Below are 21,397 nucleotides of genomic sequence, written 5' to 3'. Positions count from 1 at the left end.
TTTGTTTTATTTTTCAGCAAGTGCATCGCAAAATGCTTTGCCATATGGCGGAAGGTCAGGTGGACGACGAGCTGAAATGATGTGTCCATCCACAACAACGGCCTCATCTTTCCAGATGGCTCCGGCATTTTCCATGTCATCCCGGATACCCGGTGTAGATGTGACCGTAACCCCGTCCAGTATTTTGGCGGATATCAGTACCCAGCCTGCGTGACAGATCTGTCCAATCGGCTTACGATCCGCATGCATTTCCTTAACGAGCTCAAGTACTTTGGGGTAGCGACGAAGCTTGTCTGGTGCCCAGCCCCCGGGTACAAGGATACCATCATAGTTTGAACTATCCAATTCATCAAAACTGTATTCCGCTTCGGCGGGAACACCATATTTACCAATGTAGGTTTTGCCTTTTTTCTCTCCGGCGAGATGCACCTCAGCGCCTTCTTCACGGACACGATGCACCGGATACCACAGTTCAAGATCTTCGAATTCTTCATCGACCAGGGCGATGACTTTTTTGCCTGTTAATCTCATCATCATCTCTCCTTTTGCGGTAATTAGCACATAGCGTCTTTATTGTAACAGATTCTCATGGTGACTTCATCGTCATGCAATCTCGCCAGCAGGGAAGCGATTACAACTCAATAAATGCCTACATTCGACAACCTTCTTCTGGAGACGGTGGTAATTTGTGCAACCTATGGTTTATAGCAGGATTTGAGCGGAAATAGGTCGAATGGTATCTATATAAGAGTATAGAACGAATGAGGTGATGACTGTGCGTAAGACGTGCAGATGCGGACATGTAATGGAACTGGAATTAAGAACGGTGGTATATGCCAAAAAGGTGGAGATTCGTAACGTACCTGTATTTGCTTGTACAGACTGTGTTTCCTATGAAGTGCTTCAGCCGGTCAAGCCGGATTTGAAAGAGTGCATCAGTACACTCGGCGAACAGCCAGCGAAACAGGATGTATCGTTTGGAGAACGTAATGAACTTGCGGACCTCTTCCATGAACAATTGTTGGCCTGGCCGGACGCTTCGGATCGTGAGATGGAGCATCGGATGCAACGTGCTGTGGAGGAGAGAATTAACCTTCTGCTGGATATTATGGGATATGCCCAGAAATCTAATGATCAAGAATGGATCGAGATAACACAGCGCAGATTAGGTCAATTATCCGGCTTTGTATGGCAGGCGCACTTCTCGAATGCTGTCTAATTTTGACGTGCAAAATGCTTGTTTTCATGAAAATTGGCTTTTTCGCCCGCTTTTTGTTAAGATATCGTAGAGTGAAAACGCTCAACATAGCGGTAATCCTGGTAAAGGGGGATGTATATCAAATGGCTGACATGACTAAAATGACAAGTATTGAACAGCTAAACTCCGCAGTGGAGGCTACCGAGGATCAACCCTTGCTTCTGTTTAAGCACAGTACACGCTGCCCGATCAGCGCGAACGCTTATCAGGAGATGAACGATTATTTGCAAAATAGTCCAAGTGAACAAGTGAAATACGGTATCATTTATGTAGTGGAAGATCGCCCTGTGTCCAATGAAGCAGCGGACAAGCTGGGTGTTAAGCACGAATCTCCGCAGGCGATTCTAGTAAAAAAGGGAATTCCTGTATGGCATACTTCCCACTCGAATATTACTTCAACCACAATCACGAATGCACTGCGTGAGTCCTAAAGCCTATTTTAATTGATTAATGCATAAATTTGTCGTAATATAAATCTTAATGAAAATGGTATGAAAATTTACTGGTAATGGAGAGAAGTACTGTGACGGTAACCATTTATGATGTGGCACGTGAGGCCGGTGTCTCTATGGCAACGGTATCACGGGTTGTTAATAATAACCCTAATGTTAAGCCACAGACACGCAAAAAAGTATATGAAGCCATCGATCGGTTGGGATATCGGCCGAATGCGGTAGCCAGAGGCTTGGCGAGCAAGAAGACAACCACGGTCGGGGTCGTTATTCCGGACATTTCGAACTCAACCTTTGCAGAGATTGCCCGCGGAATTGAAGATATTGCGAATATGTATCACTACAACATTATTTTGTGTAACGCGGATAAGAAGAAAGAAAAAGAAATTCGTGTAATTAACACGTTGCTCGAGAAACAAGTGGACGGTCTGCTCTTCATGGGTGGAACTGTGACGGATGAGCATATTCAGGCGTTCCAATCAGCGGCTGTGCCGATTGTTCTCTGTGCAACAAGTGACGAGAAGGGCACGTACCCTTCTGTAGATATCGATCATGAAGCAGCGGCATTTGACGCTGTAAATACGTTGATCCGTCATGGACACAAGGAAATCGCAATGATCAGTGGTACACTGCAAGATCCTGCCAACGGTTATGCTCGTTTCCAAGGGTACAAGAAAGCGCTTGAAGCAGCAGGTATGGAATATCAGGAGGATCTCGTACGCATTGGTAACTATCGTTATGAGTCTGGTGTGGAAGCGATGAAGTATTTCCTCGGTTTGAAGAAAAAACCATCGGCAATCTTTGCTGCAACAGATGAGATGGCAATTGGTGCTATTCACAGCATTCAGGATGAAGGTCTGAAGGTACCGGATGACTTCTCCATCATCAGTGTGGATAACATTCGTATGGCTTCCATGGTCCGCCCTCAGTTGACTACTGTAGCTCAACCGATGTATGACCTGGGCGCTGTAGCAATGCGTTTGCTGACCAAGCTTATGAAGAAAGAAAATGTGGAAAACCCACGGGTTATTTTGCCGCATGAAACGATTCTTCGTCTGTCTGTAAGCCATGCAGACGTAGTTTAAATACAGGCTTGGATGATTCATCGTCATTTCCGATTGAAATGGAAATGGTTTAAGAAAGGGAGAAGGCATTCTCTCTACATAGTGGAATGACGGAAGCTCCGGAAACGGAGCTTTTGTGCTGAATGGGTTTTGGAGACGTAGACTAAAAAACATACTTGGAGGGAAACGAGTCCAGGTTTGCATGCAGAATGCTATATAGGAGGTCATAACATGCGTGAAACGATCGGTATCATTGGTGCAATGGATGAGGAAGTAGAACTTCTCTTGGCTGGTATGAAGCAACTAGAGACTGTAAAACAAACCGGTATTACCTATGTCGCAGGTGAATGGCTGGGTAAACAGATTGTGGTCTGCAAATCAGGCGTGGGTAAAGTAAATGCAGCTGTGACGACACAGATTTTAATTGATCGTTTTCAGGTTAACCGTATTATTTTCACGGGTGTTGCGGGTGCAGTTAATCCGGAGTTGAACATTGGAGATATGGTCATCTCGTCCGAATGTGTACAGCATGATATGGATGTGACTCCACTTGGATTTGAGCGCGGGGTTATTCCTTATCAGGAGACGTCCGCCTTTCCGGCGGAAGCATCCCTTATTGCGTTAGCTGAAGAAGCCTGCAAAGCGCAAGGAGCGAACTATCTGATCGGCAAAGTGCTGTCAGGAGATCAATTCATTGCAAACAAGGATACGGTGAAAATGCTGTATACCGAAATGAATGGGGCATGTGCGGAGATGGAGGGAGCTGCCGTAGCGCAAGTAAGCTTCATGAACCGTGTTCCGTTCGTTATACTTCGCGCAATGTCTGACAAAGCAGATGGATCAGCACATGTGAACTTTGCCGAGTTTACTGTGGAGTCTTCCCAGCGCTCTCACCGTATTGTGGAACATATGCTGGGACATATGTAACCCCATAAGGTATACGCATGTTGAGCATGGTATAGGCTTAAAAACAACAAAAACCGCTTCCTCCTTTCAGATCATCCTTGATGAACCTGTTGCGAAGAGGCGGTTTTTCTATGTATACGTATTCGGAATCTTGCATGCGAAGTCGTGATTAATACATAAAACGATGGCGGAATCGAACGCGGTCGAACTGTTCTTCCGATTCCAGGGGTACTTGGCTGCCAATGCGGACCATGAGGCAATTCGCCGGATGTGAACATATCTCGGGATCATCGGTGGCGTACCAAGTCATGTCTACGGTTTGCATCAATTTTTCCATCATCTTGCGGTAATCCCACACGGAAAGGGCGCTGCCCTTCAAATCCCAATGCCAGTAATATTCCGTTGTGAATATGATATATTTCTCCATCTGTCCATTTTCAAACGCGGTGAGCAGCATTTCTCGCCCAATCCCGAGAGAGCGATAGGAATCCGCAACCTCAATGGCGCCCAGCTCAATTAGATCGGTCATATTGCCTTCCGACCAACGTTCGCATTCATCTGCATAATGGAAAGTCACATAACCGACAATGGTTTCATTCTCCCGTGCAATGATGATTCGACCTTCAGGCAAAGCGGCAATTTCGGCCAATGCCTCCTGTTGTTCCGAAGGGCGCCGGAAGGCATCCAGATCGGAATGAAATTCAAGCTGCGTAATCGTCTCGACCTGAACTGGTCCCTCAATGATGATTCGGTGGCCGGACTTGAAGATGGAACGCATATGATGCTCCTTAATATGCTCCATAGTTCATGCTCCTCTCTCCCCCTACTTATAGCAAAAAACCAAAAATTTGAAAAGCCATAGACGATGATTGAAAAGATTTGCTATAATTGCGTAGACAAAAAATGTTCACAATTCAACTGCAGTTTGGGTTCATCGGTTTGGCCTGGGCAAGTACATGATGAGAAGTTCTCTCTACTAATGTAAGCGCTAACTGGAAGTTCAGTCAACACAAAGGCAATCAGAAGTGACCCATATTGGGAATCGAAATGTCGAGTTGAAGGAGGCTGGCAAGCATGAGTCAAGCACATGGTGAGATGCTGCAAACGGTTGTGTCTGAATCTAATCTGGGCGATTACACGGAGGCCCGAAGCCGGTTTGATTGGGAATCGGTTGAAAAGCACTTTACGTGGCACGCCAGCGGGAAAGTCAACATGGCGCATGAAGCGATAGATCGTCATGTGCTGGAAGGAAGAGGCGGGAGAACGGCGCTATTATACAGTGATGCTTCGCGTGAAGAGGCATACACGTTTGCTGACTTGAGTGAGCAGTCCAGTCGCTTCGGTAACGTCCTGCGTAAATATGGCATTGCTAAAAGTGATCGGGTATTTATTTTTATGCCACGCAGTCCTGAGCTCTATTTTAGTCTGTTGGGCATATTGAAGGTTGGGGCTGTTGCAGGTCCGCTATTTGAAGCGTTTATGGAAACTGCGGTGAAAGACCGACTGGAGGATAGCGGAGCTGTAGCCCTGGTGACGACCCCTCAATTGCTGGGACGAATCAAACGTTCCGAGTTGCCTGAACTGAAGCATATTTTTGTTGTGGGTGGCGGTCCGCAGACGGAAGAAGGACTCATCGACTTTGATGCAGAGATGTCGGCAGCTTCCGATGATATGGAAGTGGAGTGGCTGACTCGCGAAGACGGTCTGCTGATTCACTATACATCCGGCTCTACAGGTAAACCGAAAGGTGTATATCATGTACAGAATGCGATGATTCAGCATTATTACACCGGCAAGGTTGTACTCGATTTGCGCGAGGATGACGTATACTGGTGCACAGCTGATCCGGGTTGGGTCACAGGTACATCCTACGGGATCTTTGCACCCTGGTTGAATGGGGTGACCAACGTTATTCGCGGGGGACGATTTAGTCCAGGAGACTGGTACAGCACCATTGAGAAAAATAAAGTTAGCGTATGGTACAGTGCGCCGACGGCTTTCCGTATGTTGATGGGAGCGGGCGAAGAGACCATTGCCCAGCATGATCTGAGCAGTCTCCGTCACGTCATGTCTGTTGGCGAACCGCTTAATCCCGAGGTGGTCCGTTGGGGCTGGAAAGCCTATGGACAGCGAATTCATGATACCTGGTGGATGACGGAGACGGGTGGACAGTTAATCTGTAACTACCCGGGCATGCCAATTAAACCAGGTTCCATGGGTCGTCCATTACCGGGGATTGAAGCCGCCATTATTGACGATCGAGGACAGGAACTGCCGCCATACAGTATGGGTAACCTGGCTATTCGTACTTCCTGGCCGTCCATGATGGCGAAGATCTGGAATAACCCGGCCAAATACGAGGAGTACTTCCGACTTTCTGGCTGGTATGTATCCGGTGATTCCGCTTATATGGACGAAGATGGCTACTTTTGGTTCCAGGGCCGGATTGATGATGTCATTAACTCTTCAGGCGAACGCATTGGCCCCTTTGAAGTGGAGAGCAAGCTCGTAGAGCACCCTGCGGTAGCAGAGGCGGGCGTTATCGGCAAACCGGATGTAACTCGCGGAGAGATCATTAAGGCCTTTGTGGCACTGCGTGAGGGGTATGAGCCGACACCGGAGCTGAAGGAAGAGATCTATCGATTTGTAAAAGAAGGCTTGTCTGCTCATGCCGCTCCGCGTGAGATTGAGTTCAAGGATAAACTGCCCAAGACCCGCTCCGGCAAGATTATGCGCCGTGTGTTGAAAGCTTGGGAGTTGGATCTGCCGACAGGCGATCTATCGACCATTGAAGACTAAAGTATAAACCAGCAGATGCTACGTGTCTGCTTGTCCCATGATTCCAATAAAAAGCCTGATCCGTGTCTCACTTACGGATCAGGCTTTTTTACTTTGGATTATGCACGAATAACAAAACCCCATCCTCATGATGCGAGAATGGGGTTAAGAGTGGAGCTATGGTAACTCTGTATTACGGTTGGAAATGCACGGCTCCGGACGGCTCGGATTCGCCTATGCTGTTGCTGGCGGATACCTTGAACCATCCACTGGTGGATGCAGGCACTCCGTAGTCCATGGAGGTACCTGAAGTTGTGCCAATTTTGGTGTAAGGGGCTGCCCCTGTTTCACTAAAATATACAGCATAACTTTGAACGCCATCCGATTCCGGATTGGAGGCCCACTGAATGCGCAGTCCTTGGGAGAGCGCCGACACGGTCACTTGGCCCGGCGTAGCCGGAGCCGTAGATGCGGCATTCTCATTCTGAGAGTCTTCCGGTGTAACGACTGTTCCCGGAACATTAATCGGTTCATTTATTTCTTCATCTGCAGGAGGCTCTACCATTCCCGCACTGCTAACTGCTGCGCTAGGAGCAGACTCACGACCCGCTACATCTACTGCTGTAACGTAGAACGCAAAGTTTCCACCCTGTGCATATGCGGTAAATGATCTGGACTCACCTGTCAGGACAACCTGCCCCTGATTCTGGAATCCGGCGCCATTTACTGAGCGATACAGGCGATAACCAACCACATCACTTTCCGGTGTTGCATTAAACGTAATCACGGCGTTCCCGTTGGCAACGGAAATTCTCACATTGCCTGGTGCATCCGGTGCTTTGCCGTTATCGGTTCTTGGATCGATCTGTGTCGGCATGTCTGCATCGGCATCTTCCGGCAGGTAATATGCAAGTGATTCGTGACGACTCATGCGTGAGAATGCACTTTGCAGTTCCTTGATGAGATCAGAGATCGGTTTCTTGCGCTTAACGACGGTTTTCTCTTTCGTCATATCTCCAGGTGTTTCATCACGCGGAATGTAGTTGACACCATTGTAAGTGATATATTTGGCTTTTGCGACGCCATCATCGCTGTCCTTCGGCACAAATTTGCTATTGAAAATATCAGTGACAAATCTGTCAGTAAGAGATGTTGGCAATTTGCCGCTATAAGCGGATACGGTTCGTGTCTCGATCCCGGATGGTTTCTTGAACGAATCGGTTACGAACATCTCTTTGTCAGTAGCGATGACTTGATTCATGATTTGCGTCCACAGCTGCTGTGCACGTTTCTTCTGTGATCTGGTCTCCAGCGTGTTTACCGGCTGTTTGTATCCAACCCATACACCCAACGTGACATCCGGCGTATAGCCTTCAAACCAAACATCGGCGTAGTTTTGAGTTGAACCCGTTTTGCCTACGATAGGCACACTCTTGGAGTACTTGTAGTTTTCACGAACTTTATCGGCTGTACCTTCCGTAATAACGGTGCGAAGCATATCTGTCATCAGGTATGCCGTCTGTTCTGAGAAAGCTTGAACAGGTTCTGCATCGTGTTTATATACGATATTCCCTTTTGAGTCTACAATTTTGCTAATCATATAGGAATCATTGTACACACCATTGTTGGCAATGGCTCCATAGGCATTGGTGAGCTCTTCAACGGTAACACCGTACTGAAGTCCTCCAAGTACACCAGTCTGGGCTTGGTAGTCAATCGGTTGGATGGTGGTAATCCCAAGCTTCTTGGCGAAAGCCCATGATTTGTCGATACCAACATCTTCGTTGAACAGCTTCAGCGCAGGAACATTCAGCGAGTAGTTGAGTGCTCTACGTGCAGTCACAAGTCCCTGGTAGCGATTGTTGGCATTTTTCGGAATATGGAATCCGGTCTGGCCGTCTTTGAGAATTATCGGTGAATCATCAATAATGGAAGCCGGTTGAACAAGTCCTTCATCCAGTGCAGGCAGATAAGCAGCAATGGGTTTCATAGTTGAACCTGGCTGACGCACCATCTGAGTTGCATAGTTCATCTGTTCATCCTGGAAATCACGGCCTTCAATCATGCCGAGAATGGCGCCTGTTTTGTGATTGATCAACATGGCAGCAGTCTGCTCTTTTCCCTTCACGGGATCGTCAGCAGCGAAATTACTGTCATCTTCGGCAATGGTACGCATCGTTTTGTAGATACTCTTGTTGATCGTCGTGTAGATACGATATCCACCTGTACGCAATTGCTGCTGAGCTTCTTCCAGCAGGACACTGCTTTCTTTTTGCGGTGTATCTGTATCCGTATCCTTGGCTGTATCCGCTTTGGCATCCGAGCCTTCAGCTTTATCGGAATTGAGTTGCATTAAAATCTGTGCAGCTTGTCGCTCTGTTTCCATCATAAGGTATGGATAAGTATTGTAAGCTTTGATGGTTTTGGGTGCGAGTGAACTCTTGATGTCAAAAGCAAGAGCTTCGTCATACTCGGATTGATTAATTTTGCCCAATTCCAGCATACGGCGCAAGACCAGATGCTGACGATTAATTGCTCGCTCAAAATTGTCCTCAACAAAGTCGCCTTTTCCATTAAAGGCAGAATAAGAGGAGGGGAGCTGAGGCAATCCTGCCAGATAAGCAGCCTGAGCTGTGTTTAATGTGCTCAAATCATTAATATTGAACAGTCCTTTGGCAGCTGCCTTGACTCCATATACATTATATCCACTGGAGCCGTTACCAAAAGGAACCTTGTTCAGATACGCTGTCATAATTTCGTCTTTGGTCAGGAAACGTTCGAGTCGGAGCGAAAGTAATATTTCTTTCACTTTCCGGTCCTCGGTTCGATCCAGATTGAGGAATACACGCCGGGCCAATTGCTGAGTCAGTGTGCTACCGCCAGTTTGAACAGATTCTTTTAGCACTTTCTGTTTCACGGCACGGAGCGTTCCGCTCATGTCTACACCTTTATGTTCGTAAAAATGATTGTCTTCAATCGAAATGACTGCATCAATAACGTTCTGCGGAATCTGGTCAAAGGTGACCGGACGCCTGTCTTCTTCTGTTCGTAATTGACCGATCGGGCTGCCGTCGGCAAAGTAAGCAAAGCCTGTGATGGAGTTTTCGCTGACTTTTTGTTCAATCAGCGCCCTTGAACGGACGGGTTCGTCTTTCACAATGGAACTGACGTATCCCATCAGAGCACCGCCTACAAATAGTACCCCCATGAATCCCAGGACAACCATCCATTTGACGAAACTACCCAGTCTGCGGGCGAAGCTGCGCTTGCGGGCAGGCTGTTCATCGGGCTTTTTCTTATTAACATCAACCATTCAGTGTCTTCCTCCTTTTAACAGCACTTATTATAGCATAAAAAGGCTGGTTTGCATGCCTGAGAAATACAAGCAATGGTCGAAAATTGCCATTCTTTCTTGGTTTATGATATATATCATGCGGAATTGAATTACATATCATGAGAAGTCATGGAGAATTTCAGTAAAACGTGGAAGTCTTGAGCATTTGAGTGTGGATGAAAATAGATGACTATGTATAGGAAGGAGGCCATATCCATGCAATTGATACAGGAGGGATGACCTCCATTTTTTACTCTTTGTTTCTCTTAAAATAAAAAAAACAGCTGCCGAGAAAATCTCGGACAGCTGTTTGGTGTGAAGCTTAATGAAATTCCAACGATTAACGGTTGTAGAACTCGACGATTTGTTTTTCGTCGATGTCTTGGGACAACTCCGAACGCTCAGGCAAACGAATAAATTTACCTTCCAGAGCAGTATCGTTGAATTCTACGTATGCCGGAAGATGCGAACGGTTTTCCAAAGCTTCCTTAACGGAAGAAAGACCGCGGCTTCTTTCACGCAGGCTGATAACGTCGCCAGTGCTTACTTGGTAAGAAGCAATGTCAACTTTTTTGCCGTTTACAGTTACGTGACCGTGGGATACCAACTGACGCGAACCAGCGCGGGAGTTAGCGAATCCAAGGCGGTATACGAGGTTATCAAGGCGGCTCTCAAGCAAGAACATGAAGTTTTCACCCGCGATACCTTGCATTTTTTGCGCTTTAGCAAAGAGAGTGCGGAATTGCTTCTCGCCCAAACCGTACATGTGACGCAGTTTTTGTTTTTCTTGCAATTGCATACCGTAGTTGCTCATTTTTCTCCGTTGGTTAGCTCCGTGCTGACCTGGAGGGAAAGGACGTTTCAATTCTTTGCCTGTTCCGCTCAGGGAAATGCCGAGGCGACGGCTCAATTTAAATTTAGGACCAGTGTAACGTGCCATGTTTAAAGTAGCTCCTTTTTAGTTAAAGTTCATATAGGGCTCTGTTTGCGCTCCAATTTGTTGATGCGGGCTAAGCCACGCATAAGACGATCAGAAAAGTTCAGCCGCTGTCCTGAAAGCAACAAAAAGAATGAGGGTGACACAACCGGTAATGCCCAAATTTAAAGACCCATTAGTAGTCTTCATCAACAATTTATTTTACAGTTTACTAGAACCAAAGTCAAGCGTGTGATAAAAGCAAAAAAACGTCTAAATTTGTCGATAGGTCCTTAGGCCCAAAATAATGGGACGATTTTCTGAAATATGGATGCAAAAATGCTTTAAAGAGAGTAAAATAGATTGTATCTTAACTTTAAATGATCTTGTACATTAAGGTTATCGCATAGGATTTGCAGGTTTGCGATAACGTCTGCAGATTAATGCATCCGAGTGGATGCAAAAACGGTGCAAAGGAGCGCCTGACATGTTAGAACATCTAAGAAGTAAACCAGCCAGCTTGAATTCGCGAAGTTCGGGCGATTCCGCATCTTCTGCCGCTCCTCACGAAGCGCATGTATTCTGGATGCAAAAAATGGACATCACACCTTTTGATTTTTCATATTTGGGAACCCTACTGCAGCAAGCATACACCGACTGGAATGCCCAACGGCGGCCACACTCAGACAGATCATCGATAATATACAACGTATGGAATACAGAAGGGATCTGTATGGGGCAAGGGATTGAAGGGGCTCCATTGCTCGATGTACATTCGACTGTGATGCAATGCCTTGAAACGGGACAGGCCCAGTCGTTACGTGGAACCACTGAAAATGGAGAGTACCATCTAATGGCTGAACCTCTATTCTCCAGAACAAATAAGGATATGTTTGCTGTCTTCACTGCTATAACCTACGAGCAACATCGAGATGACACGTCTGAAGCCGTTGTTCGATCGGAGGCATTGCATTATCGTACCTGCTTTTACCGAAGATTTGAATACATATTTATGACGGATCTATTACATGCTCATGAACAAACAGCACGAGAAGAACACCGAAGGTCAATACTCTTCCAAATCGTTCAACGGATGCATGACAAAATGGATGTGGACGCGATATTGGATGAAGTGTTCGACAGCATTGACTACTTATATCCAACAACCCGTATGACATTGTATATGTCTCAGGATCAGAGCAGCCTCAACCCCCGTATTAAACCGTTGCTTGTTCATGAACGTGGAGAAGACATCTGTGTACAATCGTTTATGGAGGGCAAGCTCATTGTTGTTCGATCGGATGAAGGTGAACATCGCATTCTGGAGGTTGGTCTTCCTCTAAAAGGTAAACAAGGGATCTATGGTGTATTTCATATTGAGATGAATGAGGAGTTAATGGAAGATTCCGATCTCCAACTCATTACGATGATGGCGGATACAGCAGGAACTGCCTTTGAAAATGCCAAACTGCACGAGCAATCGAATATGTTGATCCAGGAACTTCGTCTAATCAACGATCTGACACAACGTTTGAACAAAAGCCTGCAGCTGATGGAGATCTATCAATTCTCCGAGCAGGAGTTAAAGGACATCTTTCAGGCTGAATCATGTTGTATTCTTCAACTGAATGACAGTACGGATCAATTTGAAGTAATGTCATCCAATGTGAATGAGTTAGGTCGCAAAACGTTTCCAATGGATTATGGAATTGCAGGGTTGCTCTATCAAACCGAAGAACCGCTCATTCTATCCAATTATGCGAAATACGATAGAGTGTCATCGGTCTTCATGGATCTTACCGGTTCTATGTCATTGATTGCTTCACCCGTTCGGGTGAATGGTGAAGTGAAGGGTGCCATTTTGCTGGGACATCCAAAAAAGCAGTATTTTTCGTATGACAATTACCGTCTGTTGCAGATGTTGTCCATTCATATTGGACTTGCTCTCTCCAATGCAACGCTTCACGCCGAGGTACGACGTTTGGCTAACCTGGATATGCTGACAGGACTGTATGTGAGGCATTATCTGGATAGTGTGATCCATGAACGTCAGGCTCATGAATTCTGTGGTTCACTGATTGTCGTGGATATTGACCAGTTTAAACAGGTGAATGATACGTTTGGGCACCAAACAGGTGATCAGGTATTAAAACAGGTGAGCGACATTGTGACGAGTTCCGTCCGGCCTGAGGATATCTGTGCCAGATGGGGTGGAGAAGAACTGGCTATTTATATGCCTCAGATTGGTGCTCGTCAGGCACTGGAATATGCAGAAATCATTCGTACCAGAGTTGCTGAGGAGACAAGGCCTTCCGTGACCGTATCCAGCGGTATTGCCGAATGGAACTGGATGGATGAGAAGGTTAGTGTGGAATCGTTATTTTACCGGGCTGATATGGCCTTGTATGATGCGAAGCATGGTGGTCGAAATCGGATCGTCATGGAAGAACAGGAAGTTACACGTTAAGAGAGGACTATTCCGATTGCGGAGTCGTCCTCTCTTTATTTTTTTGAAGAGGCGATGCCAAAGGAAGGAAGTATAAGCAAATAAGGGAGGGGCAGGCTATGGAGAAAGTTTGATGGAAAGGTGGAATAGAACATGTTGAACCGTCGGTATATACGTGGGCTATTGTTGATTCTGAGCATTGTTGTGTTGTGTGCTCCTGGTTGTGGAATGTTAGAGCGAGATCGAACTCCCGAGGAATTATTTTCACTGGCTTTATCAGGAATTGCAGGCAAAGAAAAGCTGAGTTTTGATGGGGAAGCGGGGTTGCGACGAGAAAGCAGCGGGCTGTTCGAAAATCAGTTTAAATTTGAGGGCAAGCTGGAGAATCATGACCGTTTGACCTTGCAAACGAGGCTGCCTGGAACTGTGACTGCTGCCGGAACGGGAGTAAAAGGAGTAAATTCCGCCGCTGTTAACAATAATGGACAACCGAGTGGATTCAGTGCATCTTTTGAACGAAAACAAGGACAATGGATGGCTTTAACTGCCCAACATGAGCCCCTGCGTGGTTCGCTGTCCCGTTTTAATCCTATCGCTCAAATGGAAAGTATCGATCGTATGAACAAGACGATAAAGTCCGAGTACGGTTCAGGCCGTCGAACAAAAATACTGCGTATTGAACTCGCGCCGAAAGACGCCAAAACGTGGGCACTCGCGCAGCTTAACGACGAGATGAATGCGATTCGGGCGGAGTATATGCACAAGGCTACTGCGGTTAAGGGAGGTAGTCAGGAGAAACTGGAGAAGGATTTGAACAAAGTGTGGGAGCAAGGTGAAACATCGATGCAAGAGATGATGAAACAGGCCGAGGTACAGACGGTGTATCATCTAACCGTAGATCAGAAAACTAGCTTGCCATTGCGACTTTCCTCGGAAAGCCAGGTGAGCTATAAGGACATGAATAGCAAAAGGAATAAAGAAGCTCTTGTCACAGATGTAAACTTCAGGGCCTATGAATAGATAAGTTGCGGGGCTACCTGCTGACGGGATCGTTGCAGCGTGCTACAATAGTATCGTAATTTACCGTTGTTCAATTCGGGAATGGCGGATGACAGGAGGAGTTTACACGATGAAAGACCCAAGAATTCAGAAGCTCGCAGCCAATCTGGTGGGCTACTCTGTAGATGTACAGCCCGGCGAGAACGTGCTGGTTGAGATGATCGGTACAGAACGTGACCTGATTAATGCAATTATTGAAGAAGTAGGCAAAAAAGGCGGTAACGTCTTTGTACAGCTGACTGACAAAACAGTACAGCGTGCCATGCTCAAAAATGCGACAGAAGAAATGATGAAAACCTGGGCAGAGATCGATCTGAACCGGATGAAGCAAATGGATTGTTACATTGGCATCCGTGCAGGGGAGAATGTGAATGATCTTTCCGATGTACCGGAAGAGAAAATGAAAATGTACAATTCACTTTATTCCCATCCGGTACATAGCGAGCAACGGGTAAAACATACAAAATGGGTTGTTCTTCGTTACCCGAATGCAAGTATGGCACAGCTGGCGAATACAAGCACAGAAGCGTTTGAAGATTTCTACTTCGACGTATGTAACCTGGATTACGCTAAAATGGACAAAGCACAGGATTCATTGGCTAATCTGATGAAACGCACGGACAAAGTGCGTATCACTGGACCGGGAACAGACCTGAGCTTCTCCATTAAAGATATCGGTGCAGAGAAATGTTCTGGCCAAAAAAATATTCCGGATGGCGAAGTGTACAGTGCCCCTGTACGTGATTCCGTGAACGGAACGATTAGTTATAACGCGCCAACGTTGTATAACGGCATTACTTTTGAAAATATTAAATTCACGTTCAAAGACGGTAAAATTGTTGAAGCAACAAGCAACGATACAGACCGCATCAATGAAATTCTGAATTCAGATGATGGCGCTCGTCATATCGGAGAATTCGCAATTGGCTTCAATCCACATATCCTGCACCCAATGAAGGACATTCTGTTTGATGAAAAAATTGCAGGCAGCTTGCACTTTACGCCAGGCCAGGCATATGAAGAAACAGATAACGGAAACCGTTCCTCCATTCACTGGGATCTGGTGTTGATCCAGCGTCCAGACTACGGTGGTGGCGAGATTTATTTTGATGATGTATTGATCCGTAAAGACGGGATTTTCGTTATTCCTGAGCTGGAATGCCTCAATCCGGATCGTCTGAAATAGGAACAGTATTTTGCTGTTGCTAGGAAAGCGGATTCACGGTATCATGTAGTGGTAATTAATAGATGATACCAAAAGTGAAAAGACGGAGGGATTCCTATGTCGAGTAATAACGCAGCGGTAGTGGAAATTGCTCAAACAGCGAGCAAGTTTACTTCTTCAATCGTGCTTCATTCAGAGAACAAGTATATCGATGTAAAAAGTATTCTCGGACTGTTTACAACGCTGATCAGCACGCACAGCTATGAACTGCATGTTCATGGACCGGATGCAGCTGAAGCCAAAGCAGCTATGTCAGAAGTATTTGCCAAACATGGACTGAATGTAAGTATCGCATCCGAGTAATGGCACTAAGAGCATCTCTGCCTATTATGGCAGAGGTGCTTTTTTTGCATGAGATAATTGAGGTGTAAGGCAAGACCTCCGTAAAATAGGGAGATTAGGCAGGAATAAAGCTCTTCAAGATCTATGGTTATTTTGGTCAGGTTCTTGTATTAGCTCCTGATTTCGTCTAATATTAGAGGTAGAACGTCTTTACGCGATTTTTGGGACATAGGGGGGAAAAATGCATGACTTCATCTGATCTGCAGGACCAGTTGCACTTGAAAGCGATCAGTCTTCTTCAAGAAGATGCAGATAAAATACAGAAGCTTATTGAAGTACAGATGGAGAATCTGGCTACCCGCTACTGCCCTCTCTATGAGGAAGTATTGGATACACAGATGTATGGGTTCTCCAAGGAAGTCGATTTTGCTGTTCGTGCAGGGCTTCTTCCAGAAGGTGCTGGTAAGCAGCTGGTAAGCGCGCTTGAGCGGAATCTGGCGATTCTATATGAAGCTTTGAACAAGAAGAATGAGCAATAGCCTGCAATAGCGTGGGTCAGAATAGAAGGCATGCAGGTGTTTGCATGCTTTTTTTGTGCGCCTGGATCGGAACAGCTCGTCTGATGTGGTTCAGGCAGAGGGAGAAAAGAAAAAAGCAGTCTGGAAATGCGATTTCCAGGCTGCCTTTTTACGCGCTAATTTTTTTGACTATTATTTAGGATGATGGGAGTACTGTTATACCAGGAAGAACGATACACCCAAAATAACATACACAACCATTAGGAGCAGACCTTCGTACCAGTTCGTTGAACCGTCCTGGGTGATGGACTTGGCGATAAATACGGCTACGCCTATGGCGACCAGCTCAATCGTTGTAAACACAATGTCCATCGTTCTGCCTGTAAAGTAGCTGACAAAAACGAGCACAGGAGCAACGAAGAGTGCGATTTGCAAACTGCTGCCGACTGCGATCTCCACGGCGGCACCGATTTTGTTTTTCATGGCAAGCATGATGGCTGCACTATGCTCTGCGGCGTTACCGATAATGGCTACGAGGAACGCACCGACGAACAGTTCGCTGAGTCCAAATTGTTCAGTAAACACCTCAAGGGTACCAACGAGCCATTCACTGACGAAGGCAACCATGACGGTCGCAAGAACGAGATAGAGAATTGATTTTTTTTTGGACCACTCGGGTGCATGTTCATGCGGCAATTCTTCATCTTCATCCACCGTGACATCTGCGAGATAGTTCTTGTGTGTAACCATGGAGAATACCAACCACGCTATGTAGGCAAGGATCAGTAAACCTGCGACAATGAGACTGAGTGTGTTCGTATCCTTCTGTGTGATGGAATGGGTATTCAAGAAGACGGCTGGAATAAACAGGGCAATGATGGCTACAATCATCAGGGAGCCGTTTAGACCGGCAAGGGATACGTTATAATTCTGAATTTTGAACTTGAGTCCTCCGGCAAAGATACTTAGACCTAGCACCAGCAGCAGGTTACCGATAATGGAGCCTGTCAAACTGGCCTTAACCATGTCGAACAATCCTTCTTTGACGAGGAAAATGGCGATGATCAATTCGGCAGCATTGCCGAATGTAGCATTCAAAAATCCGCCTAACCGCTGTCCGGCATAATGGGCTACATTTTCGGTGGCTTTGCCTAAAAAACCGGCCACAAAAATAACCGAAATGGCTGAAATGACGAATTGCAGAATCGAATCCCATTTCAAGTAGTGGGCGACGGCGCTGAGTGCAAAGGTGGCAATCAGCAAAATGGATGAAATTCGGTTTCTCACAACAAACACCTCGGTAACTTATTATTTTGTTTTAAACGATATTACTAAACACTTATGAGATTATTTTCATATTTCAATATAACCAAATCGTAGTAGGTTGTAAACGCATCTTTTTGAGTTTAATTTGCTTTTTGGGGTGGAAAGGATTTAAAATACGAGTAACGAAGTGAAGGAGGATGTGGCATGGCAGAACAACTTCAACTAGAGGGCGGAAACATCCGGATTGCCGATGACGTAGTGGCGAAAATTGCCGGAATGGCTGCGATGGAGACACCCGGAATTGCCGCAATGTCTGGAGGATTGTCAGAGGGCTGGGCCAAGCGCCTGAGCGGTAAAAACGTACAGAAAGGCGTAGGCGTGGAGGTCGGCCAGCTGGAAGCAGCCATTGATCTGCGCATCATCGTCCTGTACGAGACACCGATTCATGAAGTTTCCCGCATGCTCCAGCAGAATGTAAGAGAAGCGGTAGAGACCATGACCGGGTTACGTGTTGTTGAAGTCAATGTAAAGGTAGAAGGCGTATCTTTCAGAGGCGACGATCTGTAAACTTGAGCAATCCTTGATGGAAGAACAGCGGTATATTGACCTGGTTCTTCATCTAGATAGACAACAGCAAAAAGACTTGGCATCGAATCCGATGCCAAGTCTTTTTCTGTTTCCAATTCATTTTGTTTCAATACCATTCGTATCACGTTTGCTTCGCATTACCGAATTCGACGAATGGATTCACGTGAACGAAGTGCGGGAGAGGTACGTGATGTCTGAACCGTTACCGACTTCGTTTTCTCTTCCTTGATGACGTCCAAATTATTGGTACGCGAGATGCTGAGCAGGATTCCCATGGCCACCATCATCACAAAGAGTGAGGTACCGCCATAACTGATGAACGGAAGAGTAACCCCTGTCACCGGAATGGTCTGGGTCACGCCCCCAATGTTGATAAAGGCCTGGATTGCAATTAATCCCATAATACCAATACCAACCAGCGTCCCAAATGGATCGGGACAGCGAAGGGAGACAATAATTCCTCGCCAGATGAAGTAAAGGTAGACCAACAGAAACAGCGCTGTTCCAACAAAGCCAAGCTCTTCCCCAATTACGGAGAAAATAAAGTCATTATAGGCATTAGGCAAATAATGCAGCTTCATCGTACCTTGTCCGATCCCGGAGCCGGTGATGCCTCCATCTCCAATTGCAACAAGGGAGCGATAGAGGTTAAGGCTTCCGCCTGTCGTATCGGATAATGGATCAAGGAATGCCTGTATGCGCCCGATTTTGTAGTTCTGTGTAGCTTCCGTAGCTGTAGTGCTATTGGCAGTATCTGAAGAAGACATGGAAGAAAACAAGGCATTTGCTCCAAGTGCTAATGCTGCTCCCAGTACAACCAACAGGATGGAAGCCAGAATATGTTTCATGCTAGCGCCACCTGCGTAGATGACAAGACCGCAAGTAGCCACGAGAATGAAGCATGTACCAAAGTCGGGTTGCAGCATGATTAACCCGGCAATGAACCCGACAATAACCAACACCGGAATATATCCTGTCTTAAGATCCCTGAACCGTTCACCTTTTTTGGTAATCAGTGCAGCGAGGTACAGAATAATAGCAATTTTAGCAAACTCGGCGGGCTGAATACTAAAGCCAAAGATGCGAATCCAGCTTCGTGCACCATTCAACATCGCGCCTGAAACCAAAACGACCAATAGCAATACCGTCGTGAACAAGAAAAATGGTGCATAAAGTTTTTTGTATTTGTTAAATCGGATATTCATGGCAAAAAACATGCCCACTAAACCGATAACCGCCCACATAAGTTGTTTTTTCGTGAAGAACAGGGCATCATTGTTAAAACTTTTATTTGCAATTGCAATGCTGGAACTGGAGCTGAACACCATCACCAGTCCGAAGCCCACCAACAATAAAGTGAGGATTAGCAGTTGAAAATCCGGCGTGCCTCTCTTCGTTTTCGTTTGGGCCGTTTGTTGTTTCATGGTTCGGCCCAGCCTAAGCTTCCAGCAGTTCTTTAAGCTGCTGTAGTTTTTGGGCCGCCAGCTTCACGACTGGCTGCGGTACGGTAGAGTCATAATCCAGACCATGTGGAAAGGTTGCTTTTCCAAGATAAACAGCTTCAACTGCGAGAACCGTATCCGGTTTTTCGAGTTTGCCATCTATCGCACGGGTATTAATACGTACAAAGTATTCCGATTTGGTTTGTTCATCTTCAATTTTGTAGTCATATGTAGCACGATAATATTCCCATTGCCACCGGACAAATCCGACTTTCTCGGCGCTCTCATCCAGGTATGCCAAGTCGCTCTTCAAGCCATCCAAGCCTGTATTCTCAAAAATCATAAGCGTCTGATCCTCCTCATAAGCTTCCGAGAGTATAAATCTCGTTCTTTTCTCTAGTTTATGATAGTATGTTTCCCCTTCCCGTGCAAGCTTTCAAGCGGTCATTCGTATCGGTTTTCTTCCAATTCTGCTACAATATACAGCAATAGGTTTCAAGAGGAAGGTTCGGGCTTGATGAAAGTCCCGTATAGAGAGCGAAAGGATGGAGAGACATGACAAATAATATATGGTGGAATGACCTGCAAATCCACATGGTAGAATGGCGTCGTCATCTTCATCGGAATCCTGAGGTTTCCTTTCATGAGGAGAAGACATCCTCTTTTGTAGCGGGTATGCTGGAGAGCTTTGGCGTTGAAGTGAAACGGCACGTTGGCGGACACGGGGTTATAGGTACCCTTCGTGGAGACAAGCCAGGGCCTGTCGTAATGCTTCGTGCAGATATGGATGCACTTCCGATCCAGGACGAGAAGGACGTTGAATATGCATCACAACAAGCAGGAGCCATGCATGCCTGTGGTCATGATGGTCACATATCCATTTTGCTAGGCACGGCATTGTACTTCAGTCGTCATAAACATGAGATCAAGGGTGAGATTCGCTTTTTGTTCCAACCTGCAGAAGAATTGCTTCCAGGTGGGGCTCTCAAGGTCATTGCAGACGGAGGACTGGAAGGGGTAGATGTCATCTATGGTATTCATCTATGGACCCCGCTTCCTGTAGGCGTGGCAGCAAGTACCCCGGGGCCGATGATGGCAGCGGCAGATGACTTTTATATTGAGATCAAAGGAAAAGGTGGACATGGTGGCATGCCGCAATCCACAGTGGACAGCCTCGTGGCAGGTTCCGCCCTGGTAATGCAATTGCAGACGGTTGTCAGTCGCTCAGTAGATCCTTTGCGTCCCGCAGTATTGACGATTGGCACGATGCAGGCAGGGTCAGCACAGAATATCATCGCCGAGTTATGCAAAATGACGGGTACGGTGAGAACCTTTGATGAAGAGACGCGCAGTATGATGAAGGAACGTGTGCATACGATCGTGGCTCAGACCGGAGAGATCTATGGTGCTGAGACGAAGTTGAATTATATTATGGGATATCCTCCAGTCGTGAATGATGAGCAGGAAACGGCACGTTTCTTCAAGGAAGCGGTAGATGTATTTGGTGCAAACCAGGTACAGAAGTCACCGATGTTGATGCCAGCTGAAGATTTCGCTTATTACCTGCAGCAGATTCCTGGCTGCTTTATGTTTGTCGGAGCAGGCAACCCGGAGAAGAATGCCATCTATCCGCATCACCATCCCAAGTTTGACTTTGATGAGGATGCCATGCAAAATGCTGTAAAACTATTTATAGCAATGGCTAAAGGATATACAGCCGAATGATTTGATTATAGTTGGGCATCCTATTCATACCAAGGTATGAGCAGGGTGCTTTTTTTGTTAGGTTTTATAATGTTTAAGCTAAGGTCGAACTGTTGTACGATACAGGTTCAATTTCGGAAGAAACCGGAACTGGACTTT

19 protein-coding genes are annotated in these 21,397 nt (G+C 46.2%); 12 read left to right on the top strand and 7 right to left on the bottom strand.

Annotated features, from left to right (window positions below):
* Positions 1 to 6: 6 nt before the first annotated feature.
* Entirely contained in the window at positions 7 to 534 is a 528-nt protein-coding gene (locus G3352_RS06840; protein WP_076288207.1) for a type 1 glutamine amidotransferase domain-containing protein, read from the bottom strand.
* Positions 535 to 805: 271 nt separating this feature from the next.
* Here G3352_RS06840 and G3352_RS06835 point away from each other — a divergent pair, with 271 nt between their 5' ends.
* The 4 genes from G3352_RS06835 to G3352_RS06820 all read left to right on the top strand — a co-directional run bounded on the left by G3352_RS06835 (position 806) and on the right by G3352_RS06820 (position 3,701).
* Positions 806 to 1,219, top strand: a complete 414-nt coding sequence (locus G3352_RS06835; RefSeq protein ID WP_163755216.1) for a hypothetical protein — start codon at positions 806 to 808, stop codon at positions 1,217 to 1,219.
* A gap of 122 nt (positions 1,220 to 1,341) precedes the next feature.
* Positions 1,342 to 1,689 (top strand): bacillithiol system redox-active protein YtxJ, encoded by a 348-nt coding sequence (ytxJ, locus tag G3352_RS06830; protein ID WP_076288209.1) that lies wholly within the window; start codon positions 1,342 to 1,344, stop codon positions 1,687 to 1,689.
* A 92-nt stretch (positions 1,690 to 1,781) separates the two neighbouring features.
* Positions 1,782 to 2,795: a catabolite control protein A gene (ccpA, locus tag G3352_RS06825; RefSeq protein WP_024631149.1), complete on the top strand. Its 1,014-nt coding sequence runs from the start codon at positions 1,782 to 1,784 to the stop codon at positions 2,793 to 2,795.
* Between the two features lie 210 nt (positions 2,796 to 3,005).
* The gene (locus G3352_RS06820) at positions 3,006 to 3,701 is read left to right on the top strand and encodes a 5'-methylthioadenosine/adenosylhomocysteine nucleosidase (RefSeq protein ID WP_163755214.1); all 696 of its coding nucleotides are present in this window, start codon (positions 3,006 to 3,008) and stop codon (positions 3,699 to 3,701) included.
* 148 nt (positions 3,702 to 3,849) lie between these two features.
* Here G3352_RS06820 and G3352_RS06815 read toward each other — a convergent pair whose 3' ends face one another.
* Positions 3,850 to 4,482 (bottom strand): GNAT family N-acetyltransferase, encoded by a 633-nt coding sequence (locus G3352_RS06815; RefSeq protein ID WP_163755212.1) that lies wholly within the window; start codon positions 4,480 to 4,482, stop codon positions 3,850 to 3,852.
* A gap of 272 nt (positions 4,483 to 4,754) precedes the next feature.
* On the opposite strand from G3352_RS06815, the gene acsA reads away from it, so the two are divergent.
* Entirely contained in the window at positions 4,755 to 6,479 is a 1,725-nt protein-coding gene (gene acsA, locus G3352_RS06810; RefSeq protein WP_163755210.1) for an acetate--CoA ligase, read from the top strand.
* Between the two features lie 172 nt (positions 6,480 to 6,651).
* Here acsA and G3352_RS06805 read toward each other — a convergent pair whose 3' ends face one another.
* Positions 6,652 to 9,771: a transglycosylase domain-containing protein gene (locus tag G3352_RS06805; protein ID WP_163755208.1), complete on the bottom strand. Its 3,120-nt coding sequence runs from the start codon at positions 9,769 to 9,771 to the stop codon at positions 6,652 to 6,654.
* 361 nt (positions 9,772 to 10,132) lie between these two features.
* On the bottom strand, positions 10,133 to 10,732 hold the full coding sequence (gene rpsD / locus G3352_RS06800) for a 30S ribosomal protein S4 (RefSeq protein WP_076288214.1): 600 nt from the start codon (positions 10,730 to 10,732) through the stop codon (positions 10,133 to 10,135).
* 463 nt (positions 10,733 to 11,195) lie between these two features.
* Between rpsD and G3352_RS06795 the strand changes: the two genes are divergently transcribed.
* The 5 genes from G3352_RS06795 (at position 11,196) to G3352_RS06775 (ending at position 16,259) form a co-directional block, all read left to right on the top strand.
* The gene (locus G3352_RS06795) at positions 11,196 to 13,175 is read left to right on the top strand and encodes a sensor domain-containing diguanylate cyclase (RefSeq protein WP_163755206.1); all 1,980 of its coding nucleotides are present in this window, start codon (positions 11,196 to 11,198) and stop codon (positions 13,173 to 13,175) included.
* A gap of 132 nt (positions 13,176 to 13,307) precedes the next feature.
* Positions 13,308 to 14,174, top strand: a complete 867-nt coding sequence (locus tag G3352_RS06790; RefSeq protein WP_163755204.1) for a hypothetical protein — start codon at positions 13,308 to 13,310, stop codon at positions 14,172 to 14,174.
* Between the two features lie 109 nt (positions 14,175 to 14,283).
* Positions 14,284 to 15,399 carry an aminopeptidase gene (locus G3352_RS06785; RefSeq protein WP_113053921.1) on the top strand — a complete coding sequence of 372 codons (1,116 nt, stop codon included), beginning with the start codon at positions 14,284 to 14,286 and terminating at the stop codon, positions 15,397 to 15,399.
* A gap of 96 nt (positions 15,400 to 15,495) precedes the next feature.
* Positions 15,496 to 15,741: an HPr family phosphocarrier protein gene (locus tag G3352_RS06780; protein ID WP_024631140.1), complete on the top strand. Its 246-nt coding sequence runs from the start codon at positions 15,496 to 15,498 to the stop codon at positions 15,739 to 15,741.
* Positions 15,742 to 15,965: 224 nt separating this feature from the next.
* Positions 15,966 to 16,259 carry an Fpa/YlaN family protein gene (locus G3352_RS06775; RefSeq protein WP_024631139.1) on the top strand — a complete coding sequence of 98 codons (294 nt, stop codon included), beginning with the start codon at positions 15,966 to 15,968 and terminating at the stop codon, positions 16,257 to 16,259.
* Between the two features lie 195 nt (positions 16,260 to 16,454).
* Here the strand turns inward: G3352_RS06775 and cax are convergent, their stop codons facing one another.
* Positions 16,455 to 17,525, bottom strand: coding sequence for a calcium/proton exchanger (gene cax / locus G3352_RS06770; protein ID WP_063565584.1), 1,071 nt, complete (start codon positions 17,523 to 17,525; stop codon positions 16,455 to 16,457).
* A gap of 183 nt (positions 17,526 to 17,708) precedes the next feature.
* Here cax and G3352_RS06765 point away from each other — a divergent pair, with 183 nt between their 5' ends.
* Positions 17,709 to 18,071: an Asp23/Gls24 family envelope stress response protein gene (locus G3352_RS06765; protein WP_024631137.1), complete on the top strand. Its 363-nt coding sequence runs from the start codon at positions 17,709 to 17,711 to the stop codon at positions 18,069 to 18,071.
* A gap of 158 nt (positions 18,072 to 18,229) precedes the next feature.
* Here G3352_RS06765 and ftsW read toward each other — a convergent pair whose 3' ends face one another.
* The gene (gene ftsW, locus G3352_RS06760) at positions 18,230 to 19,516 is read right to left on the bottom strand and encodes a putative lipid II flippase FtsW (RefSeq protein WP_163755202.1); all 1,287 of its coding nucleotides are present in this window, start codon (positions 19,514 to 19,516) and stop codon (positions 18,230 to 18,232) included.
* 13 nt (positions 19,517 to 19,529) lie between these two features.
* Positions 19,530 to 19,877 carry a YugN family protein gene (locus G3352_RS06755; RefSeq protein WP_053784292.1) on the bottom strand — a complete coding sequence of 116 codons (348 nt, stop codon included), beginning with the start codon at positions 19,875 to 19,877 and terminating at the stop codon, positions 19,530 to 19,532.
* Positions 19,878 to 20,089: 212 nt separating this feature from the next.
* Between G3352_RS06755 and G3352_RS06750 the strand changes: the two genes are divergently transcribed.
* Positions 20,090 to 21,259, top strand: coding sequence for a M20 family metallopeptidase (locus tag G3352_RS06750; RefSeq protein ID WP_163755200.1), 1,170 nt, complete (start codon positions 20,090 to 20,092; stop codon positions 21,257 to 21,259).
* The last annotated feature ends 138 nt before the right edge of the window (positions 21,260 to 21,397 follow it).

Source organism: Paenibacillus sp. ALJ109b, assembly GCF_010747435.1.
GTDB classification, from domain to species: domain Bacteria; phylum Bacillota; class Bacilli; order Paenibacillales; family Paenibacillaceae; genus Paenibacillus; species Paenibacillus taichungensis.
The sequence above is the reverse complement of the archived record's forward strand: the minus strand, read 5'-3'. Positions and strand labels throughout refer to the sequence as shown.

Excerpts from the sequence above, each read along its gene's own strand:
- G3352_RS06840 (WP_076288207.1), bottom strand. The coding sequence starts at position 534 with ATGATGAGATTAACAGGCAAAAAAGTCATCGCCCTGGTCGATGAAGAA.
- G3352_RS06835 (WP_163755216.1), top strand. The coding sequence starts at position 806 with ATGGAACTGGAATTAAGAACGGTGGTATATGCCAAAAAGGTGGAGATT.
- ytxJ (WP_076288209.1), top strand. The coding sequence starts at position 1,342 with ATGGCTGACATGACTAAAATGACAAGTATTGAACAGCTAAACTCCGCA.
- G3352_RS06820 (WP_163755214.1), top strand. The coding sequence starts at position 3,006 with ATGCGTGAAACGATCGGTATCATTGGTGCAATGGATGAGGAAGTAGAA.
- G3352_RS06815 (WP_163755212.1), bottom strand. The coding sequence starts at position 4,482 with ATGGAGCATATTAAGGAGCATCATATGCGTTCCATCTTCAAGTCCGGC.
- acsA (WP_163755210.1), top strand. The coding sequence starts at position 4,755 with ATGAGTCAAGCACATGGTGAGATGCTGCAAACGGTTGTGTCTGAATCT.
- G3352_RS06805 (WP_163755208.1), bottom strand. The coding sequence starts at position 9,771 with ATGGTTGATGTTAATAAGAAAAAGCCCGATGAACAGCCTGCCCGCAAG.
- rpsD (WP_076288214.1), bottom strand. The coding sequence starts at position 10,732 with ATGGCACGTTACACTGGTCCTAAATTTAAATTGAGCCGTCGCCTCGGC.
- G3352_RS06795 (WP_163755206.1), top strand. The coding sequence starts at position 11,196 with ATGTTAGAACATCTAAGAAGTAAACCAGCCAGCTTGAATTCGCGAAGT.
- G3352_RS06790 (WP_163755204.1), top strand. The coding sequence starts at position 13,308 with ATGTTGAACCGTCGGTATATACGTGGGCTATTGTTGATTCTGAGCATT.
- G3352_RS06785 (WP_113053921.1), top strand. The coding sequence starts at position 14,284 with ATGAAAGACCCAAGAATTCAGAAGCTCGCAGCCAATCTGGTGGGCTAC.
- G3352_RS06780 (WP_024631140.1), top strand. The coding sequence starts at position 15,496 with ATGTCGAGTAATAACGCAGCGGTAGTGGAAATTGCTCAAACAGCGAGC.
- G3352_RS06775 (WP_024631139.1), top strand. The coding sequence starts at position 15,966 with ATGACTTCATCTGATCTGCAGGACCAGTTGCACTTGAAAGCGATCAGT.
- G3352_RS06765 (WP_024631137.1), top strand. The coding sequence starts at position 17,709 with ATGGCAGAACAACTTCAACTAGAGGGCGGAAACATCCGGATTGCCGAT.
- ftsW (WP_163755202.1), bottom strand. The coding sequence starts at position 19,516 with ATGAAACAACAAACGGCCCAAACGAAAACGAAGAGAGGCACGCCGGAT.
- G3352_RS06755 (WP_053784292.1), bottom strand. The coding sequence starts at position 19,877 with ATGATTTTTGAGAATACAGGCTTGGATGGCTTGAAGAGCGACTTGGCA.
- G3352_RS06750 (WP_163755200.1), top strand. The coding sequence starts at position 20,090 with ATGACAAATAATATATGGTGGAATGACCTGCAAATCCACATGGTAGAA.